Origin of the sequence: Bacillus clarus, assembly GCF_000746925.1 — a bacterium.
Classification (GTDB): domain Bacteria; phylum Bacillota; class Bacilli; order Bacillales; family Bacillaceae_G; genus Bacillus_A; species Bacillus_A clarus.
The window spans coordinates 3,452,034-3,466,544 of sequence record NZ_JMQC01000008.1; the positions used below are offsets into that span (position 1 = coordinate 3,452,034).

Consider the following 14,511-nt stretch of genomic DNA (forward strand, 5'->3'; position numbering starts at 1 on the left):
AATGTAAAAAAGTACATCAACAATGATGTTGATGTACGATGTGATTAAAGGTGATCTGTTTTTTTAGAATATGTTCGTTTACCTTGCTGAATATTTTTCTGTTCTTGTTCATTTTTTTGAGTACGCTTCGCATTATTGTCGCGTGCTTTTTTGTCGTTATCACTTGTGTGTGGCATATGTATCACTCCATTTCTAAACGTTTGTACGTTTATCATTTCCGTTTTCGTAAAGACTATGTATAGCGGTGAACTCATGATTTATAAAGGTGGACTGGAAATGGATTTGAAATTAAATTATGCGGAACTAATAAAAAAATTAGTTGTAGTAATAATCGCTGGTTTACTAAATGCAATTGGAATGAATTTATTTTTAACACCAGCGAAAGTGTACGCAAGTGGTTTTGCTGGATTGTCTCAGCTATTATCACAAATATTAGGTGATTTTTTATCCATTCATATATCTACAGGGGTGTTATTTGGTTTATTTAATATTCCTGTCGTTATTTTAGCATGGAAAAAGGTTGGAAAGGCTTTTACGTTTTTTAGTTTTCTTTGCGTCATATTTATGACTTTGTTTTTAGAGATTATACCGGTTAAAGCGGTTTCGAATGATATTATATTGAATGCGATTTTTGGTGGCATTATTTCAGCAATCGGTGTCGGAATTGCTTTGAAATGGGGAGCTTCTACAGGTGGTTTAGACATTATCGCGATGATTTTATCGAAAATAAAAGATAAACCTGTCGGTACGTATTTCTTCTTCTTTAATGCACTTATCATTATCGCTGCTGGTTATGTGTATGGATGGGAAAAAGCGTTGTACACTTTAGTTACTTTATATGTGTCAACGAGGATTATTGATGCCATTCATACAAGTCACGTAAAGATTACAGCATTAATCGTTACGAAGCATGGAGCTGATGTACGAAAGGCAATTCAATCACGATTAGTGAGAGGGATTACGACCATACCAGCAACAGGGGCTTATACAAATGAAAATAAAGAAATGTTAATGATTGTAATCACTCGTTATGAATTATATGAGTTAGAGAGGATTATTAAACAAGTGGACCCAGGTGCGTTTACGAATGTACTGCAAACAGTTGGGGTGTTTGGATTGTTTAGAAAAGATTAAAGAGGACCAAAATTGGTCCTCTTGTTTTAATGTGATTGAGTAACGTTTTGTAGTTGTTCTTGCATTTCGCGTAACTGAACTTTTTCAGCTATTGAAGAGTTCGCGTAAGCAGACTGCAAAGCGTTTTTTGCTCTATAAACGAGCTCTTGTTGTTCCGCGCCACTTGAACAAGAAATGGCGTTAGAAACAGCATCTCGTGCTTGCTGGAATAGTAAGTTCCCCATTTAAACCCCTCCAAAAGAAGAGTTGTTTTTTGCTCTTTCTGCATCAGCTAATGTACCACGGTACGGGAATTTTTCAGCATGTTTCATAACAGCATCGGCTCCCTGCTGGATAAAACGTTTTGATTTGTTCTTTTTACCCATTCGTAATGCCCCCTTTTATTTAGCTGAAAACATTTGACGCAGCGCTTGCGTCTAACTATAGTATGAGCTTTTTTGAAGGAACTATAAGTAGGGAATTTTTAGATTACAATCCAAGAACCTCTTCTAAATAAAGGGCGATACCGTCTTCTTCATTTGTTAAAGTTGTATGGTTTGCGAGTGATTTTAATTCAGGAATTGCATTTCCCATAGCAATGCCGTGACCTGCAAATTCAATCATTTCGAAGTCGTTATCTTCGTCACCAAAAGCGATGATTCGCTCCTTTGGAATATTGTAATGGCTAGAAATTTTTTGTAATCCTACAGCTTTATTTAGGCCGCTTTTTACAATTTCAATGATTGGCCAAGGAGCGCCCCATTTTCTGTGATCGATTACTTCCGCATGCATATCTGTTAAATGTTGACGGATAGCAGTGGAATGATCATCGTGCGCATCGATTAATAAGCAAGTTGGGTGATCTTGCAAAATATTTAATAAATCTCCTGTGAATATGTTTGGAGAACCGAATTCAAAAATATGTTTTTTATCTTGATCAATTTCACGAACATATACGTCATCCATTACTTCGGCGTATATGTTTTTTACACCGAAATCAAAGCAAGCTCGTACAATTTCTTGCGCTGTTGAAAGCTCAAGAGGAGAGTGATGAGTTCCCCAATTTACGTCTAGTGGGTGGTGAACGTAAGCACCGTTGAAATTAACGATAGGCGTATTAAGACCAAGTTCTTTATAATAATCGTAGCTGGCACGGAATGGACGCCCAGTTGAAATAACAACGACATGTCCTTGCTCTTTTGCTTTTGCAATTGTGTTTTTAGTTCGTGTGGAAATAATTTTGTTGTCTGTTAATAAAGTTCCGTCTAAATCTAATGCGATTAAATGTTGTTTGTTCATAATTTCACCTCTTATAAATTTTTTTATTTCTATCTGTATTTCCGTTTTTAATATGCAGAAATAAGAGGTTGGAAAGGATAAAACCCCCATAGATGGAAGTTTCATTATATATCCATCTTACGTCGTAGGTGCTATGGTGTCCACTATTTATCGTTGGAAATAGGAAAAAGTCAACGTCTTTTTAGAAAGTTCAAATAATGTTTCTTTCATTTTGTACAATTTGTGAAAAGGGTTACATCGTTTGTAGAGTGGGATATATAATGAACATGTAATCTTCTCGTATATGTTTGACTCTCCTTTGAAACTGGCCTAAAGTTAGGTTGGTTTCTTTTTTTTAACAAACATTCCTGATTCTCCTGCTTTAAGTGTGTGTAATTATGTATATGTACAAGAGTAAACAGTAGTACTTGTTTCCTAAACATGACAGAAAAGCTTTCTTTTAAAACGGATATACTAATGGGGACAAGATGTCATGGAAGGAGAATGGAAATGGGACAAAATCGTAGGTTTCGTTCTGGTCAAAAAGCGCCGAATGATGGTATTTACGTAGAGATTGGTGAAACGGGAAGTATGGTGAAAGATCCGCAAATGGTGAAATTAACTGTAGGCGAAAGGTTTCCTGAAAACTCAAACCATAATCGTCAGTGGACATATAAAAGAAAACCGTAACAGAAGCCGCAATGTGAATTGCGGCTTTTATTCATAGGCGAGTGAATGTACAGTACGCTTTTTCGAATGCTAAGTCTGAAATACATAATCAAATTTATTGTATAAAAAAGTAAGTTGGCGTATAATCAAATCAAAGGTCAAAGAAAGTCAAACATTTGGAGGGCTGTAAAGATGGACTTAAATCAAATGACAACGAAAACACAAGAGGCGATTATGAGTGCTCAATCTTTAGCGGTATCTCATCATCATCAAGAAGTAGATACTGTTCATCTATTACTTGTGTTATTAAGAGAGCAAGATGGATTAGCAGTGCGTATTTTTCAAAAAATGAATGTTGATATAGAAGAGTTCACAAAAGGTGTAGAAAGTTTAATTCAGAAAAAGCCGTCAGTAACTGGGAGCGGCGTAGAAGTAGGGAAATTATATGTGACAGGTGCCTTACAGCAATTGCTTGTTAGGGCAGAGTCTGAAGCGCAAAAATTACAAGATGATTATATTTCAGTGGAGCATGTATTACTTGCTTTTTGCGAAGAAAAAGGCGATATGAATCAATTATTTACAAGATTTCATATTACAAAGGATAATTTATTCCAGTCTTTAATGACAGTTCGGGGGAATCAGAGAGTGACAAGTCAAAATCCAGAAGTAACATACGAAGCGTTAGAGAAATACGGCCGTGATTTAGTGGCTGAAGTTAGACAAGGGAAAATTGATCCTGTTATTGGTCGTGATAGTGAGATTCGTCGTGTCATCCGCATTCTTTCACGTAAAACGAAAAACAATCCTGTTTTAATTGGGGAACCAGGTGTTGGAAAAACAGCGATCGTCGAAGGGTTAGCACAGCGAATTGTGAAAAAAGATGTACCGGAAGGGTTAAAAGATAGAACGATTTTTGCGTTAGATATGAGTGCGCTCGTAGCTGGAGCGAAATTCCGTGGGGAATTTGAAGAACGATTGCAAGCTGTATTAAATGAAATCAAAAAAAGTGAAGGCCGCATTTTATTATTTATTGATGAACTTCATACAATTGTTGGTGCTGGTAAAACGGAGGGTGCAATGGATGCAGGGAATATGTTAAAACCGATGCTTGCACGCGGTGAATTACATTGCATTGGAGCAACGACATTAGATGAATATCGCAAATACATTGAGAAAGATCCAGCTTTAGAAAGACGTTTCCAACAAGTATTAGCAGAAGAACCGACTGTAGAAGATACAATTTCGATTCTACGTGGTTTAAAAGAACGTTTTGAAATTTATCACGGTGTAAATATTCATGACCGCGCAATCGTAGCTGCGTCAGTGTTATCGGATCGATATATTTCAGATCGTTTCTTACCAGATAAAGCGATTGATCTTGTCGATGAAGCGTGTGCAACAATTCGAACAGAAATTGATTCAATGCCAACAGAATTAGATGAAGTAACGCGTCGTATTATGCAGTTGGAAATTGAAGAAGCTGCTCTTGGAAAAGAAACGGACCGCGGTAGCCAAGAGCGTTTAAAAACATTGCAACGTGAATTATCTGATCTAAAAGAAGTTGCAAGTGGAATGAGAGCGAAATGGGAAAAAGAAAAAGAAGACATTCATAAAGTTCGTGACTTACGTGAACATTTAGAACGTCTGCGCCGCGAGTTAGAAGAAGCTGAGGGTAACTACGATTTAAATAAAGCAGCTGAACTTCGCCATGGGAAAATTCCAGCTATCGAAAAAGAGTTAAAAGAAGCGGAAGAAATGGGTGCTCATAATAAGCAAGAGAACCGCTTGTTACGTGAGGAAGTAAGTGAAGAAGAAATTGCTGAAATTGTTTCACGCTGGACTGGTATTCCTGTCGCAAAACTTGTTGAAGGCGAACGTGAAAAACTACTCCGTCTAGAGCAAATTTTATCAGAGCGTGTTATCGGACAAGAGGAAGCGGTAAGCCTTGTATCAGATGCAGTTCTTCGTGCTCGCGCGGGAATTAAAGATCCGAACCGTCCAATCGGTTCATTCATTTTCTTAGGACCAACGGGTGTTGGTAAAACGGAACTTGCGAAAACGTTAGCGCAATCTTTATTTGATAGCGAAGAGCAAATGATTCGCATTGATATGTCTGAGTATATGGAAAAACATGCTGTTTCACGCTTAATTGGGGCGCCTCCTGGATATGTAGGGTATGAAGAAGGTGGACAATTAACAGAAGCAGTAAGACGTAAACCGTATTCAGTTATTTTGTTAGATGAAATCGAAAAAGCGCATCCAGAAGTATTCAATATTTTATTACAAATGTTAGATGATGGACGTATTACCGACTCACAAGGGCGTACGGTGGACTTTAAAAATACAGTTATCATTATGACTTCAAATATCGGATCTTCACATTTATTAGAAGGACTCGAAGAAGACGGTTCCATTAAAGAAGAATCACGAAACCTTGTTATGGGACAGTTAAGAGGACACTTCCGACCAGAGTTTTTAAACCGTGTAGATGAAATTATTTTATTCAAACCACTTACAACAAATGAAATTAAAGGTATTGTTGATAAGATTGTAAAAGAGTTACAAGGACGTTTAGCAGACCGTCACATAACGGTAGAGTTAACGGAATCAGCGAAAGAATTCGTTGTAGAAGCTGGATTTGATCCGATGTACGGCGCACGCCCATTGAAAAGATATGTACAGCGCCAAGTTGAGACGAAATTGGCGAGAGAATTAATTGCAGGAACGATTACAGACAATAGTCATGTCGTTGTCGATGTAGAAAAAAATGAACTCGTTGTTCATGTGAAATAAAAAAAGAGTTCGGATCAAATCCGGACTCTTTTTTATTAGTGTTGTTCTACTGGTTCGTTTGGAATTGCTGCTGCGATTACCATTACTAATACAGCAAGAACAACTGAGAAAATAGACGCTTGGTTAAAATCGTATGTACCGCCAGTCATAGAGCCAATTACGTAGCTCATCATATGTACAAGCAAGAACGACCAAATGAATGCCCAAATTACACGCATCTTTTTACACCCCTATTCGTTCAATCTGTCCTTATTGTAACACAATTGAAAAAAGAATATAGAAAAATATTTGTAGATTTTTCAACGCAAATTTGCAATCTGTTCATACATTATAAAAGAGTAGTTTTTTACGTTTAGAAAATAAGGCGGGAGAAGAATGAGTGCAACGGAACGTTTTTTCTATTTAGAAAAAGAACCATGTGTAATTTATTTACCGGAGAAGCCAAATGGATTTTCTGTCATGCTTCTTGGTGATTACAATTATTTTATTGAGAATGGTACAAGTTTATGGACACAACATGCAGGGCGATCTCATTTTTTACATGGACTTATTCAGAAAGGCTATACAGTCTTTTCGTCTAATTTATATGGGAGACACTGGGGGAATGATCAATCTGTTCGTTTAGCGAAACGCTTATACGATGTTGTTATGAGAAAAGAAACGCTAAATGAAAAGATGCATATAGTGGCAGATGGAATGGGAACACTTGTGGCGCTTGAGATGATGAATAAATACCCTGAGTGTATACGCTCTACTGTCATGCTAAATCCGTGTCTTGATTTGCCTGAATATGTGGAATTTGAAAAGGAACATAAATTTTTTTATAAGAGATTAGTAAGAGAATTACTACTTGCGTATGATGTGAAAGAAGTTGAGCTCGCGTCAAAAATTAGTAAGAAATCATTTTGGGTTCTGCCTTCTTGTGTACCTGTTAAGATTTTTGTATCTACACAAGAAAAGAGAGCACGTAAACAATTATTGCGTGAATATGAAAAAATACGAAAACATGCACAATGTGAGACGTCTGTATCATTCCATTTGCAAGATGTGAAATATAAAATGGTTAGGCAAACGTGTGATTTCTTTCAAAAATATGAAGAAGAACTGTGAAGCTCCCATATACATAAATGAGGAGCTATTTGTTTAAAGGGGAAAGGGTTGGTGACATGAAACGCGTGCTTATTATAGGTGCACTTACGTTTGTAGGTTATCACCTTGTGAATAAAATGATTACAGAAGAAGTAGAAGTGTATGGACTTGATTTTGATGATTTAGATAGTATGTCAAAAATGAATGAAGAGAAATTATTTTTAATTGGACGGAATGCGCTGTTTACGTATTATTCTATAAGAGATGAAGGTGGATGGAGGGCGGTAGAAGAGGAACAATTTGATACAGTTTACTTCTGTTTGTATGAGCCAAATCAACAAAATGGGTTTCGGAATGAAAGAATCATTTTGCAATACTTAAAGCGTATCGTACGAATGTGTGAGAAGGATGAAGTGAAGTTAAATCTAATTTCTTCTATTGAAGTGGGGAGTGGCGAAGAGTCGGAAAATAAACATCTATTTACGAAAGTAGAAGAAGGAATGAAAAAAGGCAAACTGCAATATAGTATATTTCGAGTTCCTACATTATATGGACCGTGGCAACCGTCATTTATGATTTACCATCAGCTCATGTTATCAGAACTTGATGAGAAAGAGTGCCGGTGTACGTATGAGGAAAAAGGAAGAGATCTACTTTACGTTGAAGATGTATGTGAATACTTATGGGAAAACGGAACTGCTTTAGAAAATCTTGGTGTATATAATTTGCTTAGTGGTAAAAAATCGTTATGGGAAAAGGGTATGGCACTTTTACATGCTGAGGATAAGATGAATAAAAAGAATGAAGAAGTAAGAAACGAAGCGGTAGGTGTTATTTCTATAGAGAGAAACACACCATTAGAATTCGGTTTAAATAAACAATTGGCGCATATAAAAAAATATAAAGAGTTATACGAAGATTAAAACACATGTTACACTATTGTATGGATAAGAGGATTAAAAGCTGTTTATGGGAAGGAAGAGATGGTATGAACGAAAAAAATATGCAATTTTTACAAATCGCGATGAAGCACTTACCAGAGGCGAAGGCAATTTTAGATTCTAATGGAATTGCACTGGATATGGAAAAAGCACAGCCTGTATTAGAGTTATTAATGAAAGTAATGAACGAAGCATATGATCTGGGGAAAGCGGAGAAATAATAGAACCTCTTTCTTTTTGAGTGGAAGAGAGGCTCTAGCCGTATGTAGAAGCGGTTAGGGCCTTTTTTCTGTCTCGAGCGAAGTAAATTTAAAAGGCTACGTAAGTATGTTTATTCTGTTACGAGATAAAGCTGACAATACGTCGGCTTTATTTTTTTACGCTGAAATATATTCTAGACAAAAGTACATTTATGTTTTAAAATTAGTACCAAGTCATAATAATTGATATAAAACGGAGGGCTGCGATGTGAACGTAGGCGTTTTAGGGATCGGAAGATATGTACCAGAAAAAGTAGTCACAAATCACGATTTAGAGAAAATCATGGATACATCTGATGAATGGATTCGTACGAGAACGGGAATTGCAGAAAGACGCATTGCCGATGATACAATAGATACTTCATATATGGCGGTAGAAGCTGCCAAAAAAGCAATTGAAGATGCAGGAATTAGCGGGGAAGAAATCGATCTTATTTTAGTTGCAACAGTAACACCAGATCGTGCTTTTCCAGCGGTAGCTTGTGTGATTCAAGAGCAAATTGGTGCAAAACATGCAGCTGCAATGGATTTAGGTGCAGCTTGTGCTGGTTTTATGTACGGAATGATTACAGCGCAGCAATTTATACAAACGGGGACTTATAAAAACATATTAGTAGTCGGTAGCGATAAATTATCTAAAATTGTAGACTGGAACGATCGAAATACAGCAGTACTATTCGGAGACGGAGCAGGAGCTATCGTAATGGGTGCTGTTTCGGAAGAGAGAGGTGTGCTTTCCTTTGAATTAGGAGCGGACGGAAGTGGTGGTAAGCACCTTTATCAAGACGAATATGTTATGATGAACGGCAGAGAAGTCTTTAAATTTGCTGTTCGCCAACTTGGTGATTCTTGTCTCCGCGTTTTAGATAAAGCGGGTCTTACAAAAGAGGACGTGGACTTCTTAGTGCCGCATCAAGCGAATATTCGTATTATGGAATCTGCAAGAGAAAGACTAAATTTACCGCAGGAAAAAATGAGTATGACAATTGAGAAGTTCGGAAATACATCGGCTTCTTCAATTCCAATTGCGATGGTAGAGGAATTGCAAAATGGTCGTATTCAGGACGGTGATTTAATTATATTAGTTGGTTTTGGCGGCGGATTAACATGGGGAGCAGTCGCTCTTCGTTGGGGTAAATAAGGACTGAGAGAAAAAAAGGAGTGTATTTTGTATGGAAAAAAAGCGGGTCGTAATTACAGGATTAGGAGCTGTTACGCCGATCGGAACAGATGTTGAGACAGCTTGGGAAAACATTAAAAACGGTGTGTCTGGAATCGGACGAATTACACGATTAGATGCAGAACAATTTCCTGCAAAAGTAGCAGCGGAAATTAACGACTTTGAAGTCGAGAAATATATGGATAAGAAAGAAGCGCGTCGTATGGATCGCTTCACACAATATGCAGTAGCAGCAGCGAAAATGGCAGTTGCAGATGCAAAACTTGAAATTACGGAAGAAAATGCGCCGCGTATCGGGGTATGGGTAGGCTCTGGTATTGGTGGTATGGAAACGTATGAAGAGCAATTTAAAATCTTTACAGAAAAAGGTCCACGTCGTGTGAGTCCATTTTTCGTACCGATGATGATTCCAGATATGGCAGCTGGTCAAGTGTCGATTGCTACAGGAGCAAAAGGAATTAATACTTGTTCTGTAACGGCTTGTGCGTCTGGAGCAAACTCAATTGGTGATGCGTTTAAAGTTATTCAGCGCGGTGATGCCGATGCGATGATTACAGGTGGAGCAGAAGCGCCGTTAACACATATGGCATTCGCAGGATTTAGTTCAGCGAAAGCACTAACGTTTAATGAAGACCCAGCAACGGCTTGCCGTCCGTTTGATAAAAATCGTAGTGGATTTGTAATGGGAGAAGGATCTGGTATTTTAATCCTTGAAGAATTAGAGCATGCATTAGCTCGTGGTGCCCATATTTATGCGGAACTTGTTGGCTATGGTGCAACTGGTGATGCATTCCACATTACAATGCCTGCTCCTGGCGGTGAGGGCGGCGTTCGTGCGATGCGTCAAGCTTTAGAAGATGCAGGTCTTCAGCCAGAAGATATCGATTATATTAATGCGCACGGTACGAGCACTGATGCGAATGAGAAATATGAAACGATGGCAATTAAAGAAGCATTTGGCGATCATGCTTATAAAGTAGCAATTAGCTCTACAAAATCAATGACAGGTCATTTATTAGGAGCAGCTGGTGCTGTTGAAGCAATTTTCTCTATTAAATCAATTACAGATGGAGTAATTCCTCCAACGATTAACTATGAAACGCCAGATCCAGAATGTGATTTAGATTACGTACCAAATGAAGCAAGATATCAAGAAGTACGTGCTGTATTAAGTAATTCACTAGGATTCGGTGGTCATAACGCTGTATTAGTATTTAAAGCATATAAGTAATATGATGAAGGGTGTTTTTTAAGTAGTGAATAAGCTATTTAAAAACACCCTATTTATTTTTCTATCCTTTTGCGTTCTTTTCTTTTTCTGCATATATATAGGAAAAGGAGGGAGGAAGATGGGGGTTATTGAAACGGCGGATTGGTTGCATCTGTATTATGGACGTCCAGAAAAACTTTGCGAGAAGTTTACGAAATATATTCCATTGCCGAAAGACAGATTATATCGCTTTTTAATCTCTAAAGGTATGTACCGCCCCGTAATGAGAGGGGAACAAGAAATTAAAGAGTTAGAGAAGAAAGGGATTTGGAAAGAGCTTCGTATCGAGTATGAAAAATTAAAAGATTGGTTAAATGGTCCGGATGTCCCTATCTTTATTTTATTATCAGATTCATACAATCGCATTGTGCAAGAAGAGTATAATGGGAAAGCTGGTTTGTCGATGCGTCATGTCATTTTTTTATTTGTATGTGGACGCAACTCAGTGGAAGAATTAAAAGCGTTGTTAACACATGAATATCATCACATATGCAGATTACATCAAATTGCGACGAAAGAACAAGATTACACATTGCTTGATACAATGATTATGGAAGGATTAGCTGAGCAAGCTGTGTATGAAAGACATACAGAAATAAGTTGTGCACCGTGGACGACATACTTTTCAAGAGAAGAAGCAATTCATTATTGGAAAAAGTTTGTACGAGAGAGAATGGATGTGAAGAGGGGAACGAGGGAGCATGATATTTTATTAAACGGATTGTACAAATATCCAAGGATGCTCGGGTATGCACTCGGATTTTATATTGTAAAAGATTGTGTATCGCTTGAAGGAGAAGATACAATTTCTTTACTATCTATAGATGCAAAACAAATATTGAATAAAGCGAGTACATTTATTCAGTAAAAAATAGATGATGAATTGAAAACTTGGCGCTGCCAAGTTTTTTGTCGTGAAATTAACAGTGAAAGAAGGCTGAAAAATAATATATAGAATATATTTCCTTTAGTGGAATAAATTTTAGCAAAAATGAACATAATGATTGGTACAAACAGTAGTGAAGTGAGGGGTAGAGAATGTTATATCTGCATGATGTATGGGTAAATTGGTTTGAAGGTGAAGAAAATGGGTATAACGTTTGTCATTTTTACGAATGGCGGAAAGATGATACGATTGAGCTATTAGATCAAGTGCCATTATTAAAAGTAGATTCCACATTATATCATTACATCGAGAACGAATTATTAGAGCTTCCGCAAAAATTAATGGAAGACGTACATCATAAGGCCTATATTCGTAAAAATCACGAACGTTTGCAACAAGAGTATTGTTTTGTAGTTACAGATGGAAAAGGAATTATTGCTGTAGATTCAATCGGCTACAATGTACCGATTCGAAAAAGTAGGCTTATACCTCGTCAAGAGCAGATGGTGTATGAGATGGTAGAAAATGTGCAAGCAGAAAAGTATGAGTTCCAAGTGGAAGAAACAGAAAAAGAACATCATATTTTATCGCCATCGCCTTATATTATGAATGGTTTAACTCGTAAAGAAAGACAGTTAAAACAATTATTATTTATGGCGTTAGATCAATTACATACAACGAAAAATCCAGCTGAAATTCGCTATTGGTACACAGAGTGGGATCCAGCAGCTTACGGAACAGTTCAACATATGGAGTTTGAAGATGTTTGGGCACGTCTTTACGATGAAGCGAAAAATGGATGGTCCGAAAAACATGAGCAGTTATGTGAACGTCTTGTAAAAGGACAGCCATTTTTTGAAAAGTTATGGGAAATGGAAAATGAGCAAAAGGTAAATTAAAAACCGCCAATTGGCGGTTTTTAAATTTTTAAACCAGATGCTTAATAGATGATTTTTATGATTTATCACTTTTAGATTTTTTAAAAGTAAAATTAGATAATTGTATCTTTTTTGTTTTGTTTGTCTGCGTTCAATACGATGTCAGCATCATTAATATTAAAAAGAACATGCTTATTATTGCTATTATTATTATTGTTGTTATCGCTATTATTGTTTTTATTAGAATTCTTTTTAGATTTTCTACTTAGTCCCATTGCATTTTCTACTTTGCGTAGTTGTTTGAATGCAACGCGGTTTGCTTTTTCGGCACCTTTGTCTAGAATTTCGTCTAGTTCTGGTGAGTTGATTAGTTCGTTATATTTGTCTTGGATTGGGCGAATTGCTTCTACGACTACTTGTGCTAGGTCGCCTTTGAAGTCGCCATATCCTTTTCCTTCGTACATTGCTTCTATTTCTTCAACTGTTTTTCCAGAAAATGAAGAGTAGATTGTTAATAAGTTAGAGATGCCAGGTTTGTTTTCTTTATCAAATTTCACGATACCTTCAGAGTCAGTTACGGCACTTTTAATTTTCTTTTCGATTGTTTTTGGCTCATCAAGCATGCTGATCATTGATTTTGGATTTGGATCAGATTTACTCATTTTTTTCGTAGGTTCTGTTAATGACATAACGCGAGCCCCTACTTTTGGAATACGAATTTCAGGCATTGTGAAGATTTCACGGTAACGTTTATTGAAACGTTCTGCTAGGTCACGTGTTAATTCGATATGTTGCTTTTGATCGTCACCTACTGGCACGATTTCTGTGTTATAAAGTAAAATATCAGCAGCCATTAATGGTGGATACGTAAGTAATCCAGCTGGAACTGAATCTCTACCAGAAGCTTTATCTTTATATTGAGTCATACGCTCTAATTCTCCAACGTAAGCAACAGATTGCATGATCCATCCTAGTTGAGCGTGTGCTGGTACTTCTGACTGTACAAATAAAGTAGCTTTTTCCGGATCGATGCCACATGCAACATAAAGTGCAGCAAGGCTACGAATGTTTTTGCGAAGTTGTACAGGGTCTTGAGGCACTGTAATCGCATGCTGATTTACAATACAGAAATAACAGTCATGTTCGTTTTGAAGCTCTGTGAACTGCTTCATAGCTCCTAAGTAGTTTCCAAGTGTAATCGTTCCGCTCGGCTGAATACCAGAAAAGATAACGGACATAAGTAATTCCTCCTTAAATTGAATGTGCGATGGAAGAGAGGGGAGTTGTGCATACAAAAAAGCCCATTCATCCCAAATTACATAGGGACGAATGGACCGCGGTACCACCCTAATTATTTCACAGCTGTGAAATCTCTCTTATCCATAATAACGTCTGGATATAACGCCAAAGCCTACTTCTTCCGGTTCGGTTTGGTGCTCAAAAGCCCATTCCATATTGTACAATTACTTGTTCACACCGACCACAAGCTCTCTGAAATTGCCGCAATATGTACTCTTCTTTATCATCGCATACATATAAGTTTATTTATTGATAACTGATTCCTTTATATAAAAGGACTATAGCTATTTTTATAACAAAATGTTTTGAAAATCATTATATCATATAGAAGATTGTTTGCAAACTACATCAGAATAGTAAAGCTAATAAGTGTCGAAAAGACCCCTAGTACAATACCTGTAATACAAATTGGATACGTCCATTTGAATGAATATGTTTTATATATACGTTCTTTTTTATTAATTGGTTCCTCTTCTTCGATTAAAGATTCAACTTTCTTATTTGTACCAAATACTTTTTGAAAGGCATACATCGTTACATTGAAAAATCCATTTTGAAATAAGAATAAAAATCCACCTACAAGAATAAAAAATAAAGCGATATAAAACGAAACATTGACAAAATTCAACAGAAATTGCGATGAAATGAGAAATGCACCAATACTAGAAGCGATTATCGCTAATAAAATTAGTATACAAGTATGAAAAAAAACTTTATTCAAAATTTTCCCCTCCGTCAAAAAATTACTAGAATTATTATACTATAAAAGCTATAATGAGTACTAGAAGTAATTTTTTGAAAATTATACGCAATTAATCTACCTATTTCAAGATGATGGTAGCAATGTTAAGGTAT

The 14,511-nt window shown here is 36.7% G+C and carries 16 protein-coding genes, 1 pseudogene and 1 other annotated feature; of the genes and pseudogenes, 10 read left to right on the forward strand and 7 right to left on the reverse strand.

Annotated features, from left to right (window positions below):
• Positions 1 to 44: 44 nt before the first annotated feature.
• Complete coding sequence (locus DJ93_RS30870; protein WP_080743523.1) at positions 45 to 176, reverse strand: DUF3941 domain-containing protein; 132 nt, start codon at positions 174 to 176, stop codon at positions 45 to 47.
• Between the two features lie 100 nt (positions 177 to 276).
• On the opposite strand from DJ93_RS30870, the gene DJ93_RS18510 reads away from it, so the two are divergent.
• Entirely contained in the window at positions 277 to 1,134 is an 858-nt protein-coding gene (locus DJ93_RS18510; RefSeq protein WP_042982443.1) for a YitT family protein, read from the forward strand.
• Positions 1,135 to 1,160: 26 nt separating this feature from the next.
• On the opposite strand, the gene DJ93_RS18515 is transcribed toward DJ93_RS18510, so the two are convergent.
• The 3 genes from DJ93_RS18515 to DJ93_RS18525 all read right to left on the reverse strand — a co-directional run bounded on the left by DJ93_RS18515 (position 1,161) and on the right by DJ93_RS18525 (position 2,412).
• Positions 1,161 to 1,358 carry a DUF3813 domain-containing protein gene (locus DJ93_RS18515; protein ID WP_042982445.1) on the reverse strand — a complete coding sequence of 66 codons (198 nt, stop codon included), beginning with the start codon at positions 1,356 to 1,358 and terminating at the stop codon, positions 1,161 to 1,163.
• Positions 1,359 to 1,499, reverse strand: coding sequence for a hypothetical protein (locus tag DJ93_RS18520; protein WP_042982446.1), 141 nt, complete (start codon positions 1,497 to 1,499; stop codon positions 1,359 to 1,361).
• A 103-nt stretch (positions 1,500 to 1,602) separates the two neighbouring features.
• A complete protein-coding gene (locus DJ93_RS18525; protein ID WP_042982447.1) occupies positions 1,603 to 2,412 on the reverse strand; it encodes a Cof-type HAD-IIB family hydrolase in 810 nt (269 codons plus the stop codon).
• 489 nt (positions 2,413 to 2,901) lie between these two features.
• Between DJ93_RS18525 and DJ93_RS18530 the strand changes: the two genes are divergently transcribed.
• Positions 2,902 to 3,081 carry a YjzC family protein gene (locus tag DJ93_RS18530; RefSeq protein WP_042982449.1) on the forward strand — a complete coding sequence of 60 codons (180 nt, stop codon included), beginning with the start codon at positions 2,902 to 2,904 and terminating at the stop codon, positions 3,079 to 3,081.
• Between the two features lie 171 nt (positions 3,082 to 3,252).
• Positions 3,253 to 5,853 carry an ATP-dependent chaperone ClpB gene (clpB, locus tag DJ93_RS18535; RefSeq protein WP_042982450.1) on the forward strand — a complete coding sequence of 867 codons (2,601 nt, stop codon included), beginning with the start codon at positions 3,253 to 3,255 and terminating at the stop codon, positions 5,851 to 5,853.
• A gap of 35 nt (positions 5,854 to 5,888) precedes the next feature.
• On the opposite strand, the gene DJ93_RS18540 is transcribed toward clpB, so the two are convergent.
• Complete coding sequence (locus tag DJ93_RS18540) at positions 5,889 to 6,071, reverse strand: YjzD family protein (protein WP_042982451.1); 183 nt, start codon at positions 6,069 to 6,071, stop codon at positions 5,889 to 5,891.
• Between the two features lie 157 nt (positions 6,072 to 6,228).
• Between DJ93_RS18540 and DJ93_RS18545 the strand changes: the two genes are divergently transcribed.
• The 7 genes from DJ93_RS18545 (at position 6,229) to DJ93_RS18575 (ending at position 12,378) form a co-directional block, all read left to right on the forward strand.
• Positions 6,229 to 6,963 (forward strand): lipase family protein, encoded by a 735-nt coding sequence (locus tag DJ93_RS18545; protein ID WP_042982452.1) that lies wholly within the window; start codon positions 6,229 to 6,231, stop codon positions 6,961 to 6,963.
• Between the two features lie 29 nt (positions 6,964 to 6,992).
• Positions 6,993 to 7,865, forward strand: a complete 873-nt coding sequence (locus DJ93_RS18550; protein ID WP_042982454.1) for an NAD-dependent epimerase/dehydratase family protein — start codon at positions 6,993 to 6,995, stop codon at positions 7,863 to 7,865.
• A gap of 65 nt (positions 7,866 to 7,930) precedes the next feature.
• Complete coding sequence (locus DJ93_RS18555; RefSeq protein WP_042982455.1) at positions 7,931 to 8,104, forward strand: ComZ family protein; 174 nt, start codon at positions 7,931 to 7,933, stop codon at positions 8,102 to 8,104.
• A gap of 247 nt (positions 8,105 to 8,351) precedes the next feature.
• Positions 8,352 to 9,284 carry a beta-ketoacyl-ACP synthase III gene (fabH, locus tag DJ93_RS18560; RefSeq protein WP_042982456.1) on the forward strand — a complete coding sequence of 311 codons (933 nt, stop codon included), beginning with the start codon at positions 8,352 to 8,354 and terminating at the stop codon, positions 9,282 to 9,284.
• Between the two features lie 31 nt (positions 9,285 to 9,315).
• The gene (gene fabF, locus DJ93_RS18565) at positions 9,316 to 10,554 is read left to right on the forward strand and encodes a beta-ketoacyl-ACP synthase II (RefSeq protein ID WP_042982458.1); all 1,239 of its coding nucleotides are present in this window, start codon (positions 9,316 to 9,318) and stop codon (positions 10,552 to 10,554) included.
• A gap of 118 nt (positions 10,555 to 10,672) precedes the next feature.
• Entirely contained in the window at positions 10,673 to 11,461 is a 789-nt protein-coding gene (locus tag DJ93_RS18570) for a DUF2268 domain-containing putative Zn-dependent protease (RefSeq protein ID WP_042982459.1), read from the forward strand.
• 170 nt (positions 11,462 to 11,631) lie between these two features.
• The gene (locus tag DJ93_RS18575; protein WP_042982460.1) at positions 11,632 to 12,378 is read left to right on the forward strand and encodes a YjbA family protein; all 747 of its coding nucleotides are present in this window, start codon (positions 11,632 to 11,634) and stop codon (positions 12,376 to 12,378) included.
• Positions 12,379 to 12,608: 230 nt separating this feature from the next.
• On the opposite strand, the pseudogene trpS reads toward DJ93_RS18575, so the two are convergent.
• Positions 12,609 to 13,595, reverse strand: a pseudogene (gene trpS / locus DJ93_RS18580) (tryptophan--tRNA ligase); the annotation flags it as partial.
• Positions 13,596 to 13,675: 80 nt separating this feature from the next.
• Positions 13,676 to 13,892: a binding site (T-box leader), on the reverse strand.
• 107 nt (positions 13,893 to 13,999) lie between these two features.
• The gene (locus DJ93_RS18585; protein WP_042982461.1) at positions 14,000 to 14,377 is read right to left on the reverse strand and encodes a DUF3899 domain-containing protein; all 378 of its coding nucleotides are present in this window, start codon (positions 14,375 to 14,377) and stop codon (positions 14,000 to 14,002) included.
• Between the last annotated feature and the right edge of the window lie 134 nt (positions 14,378 to 14,511).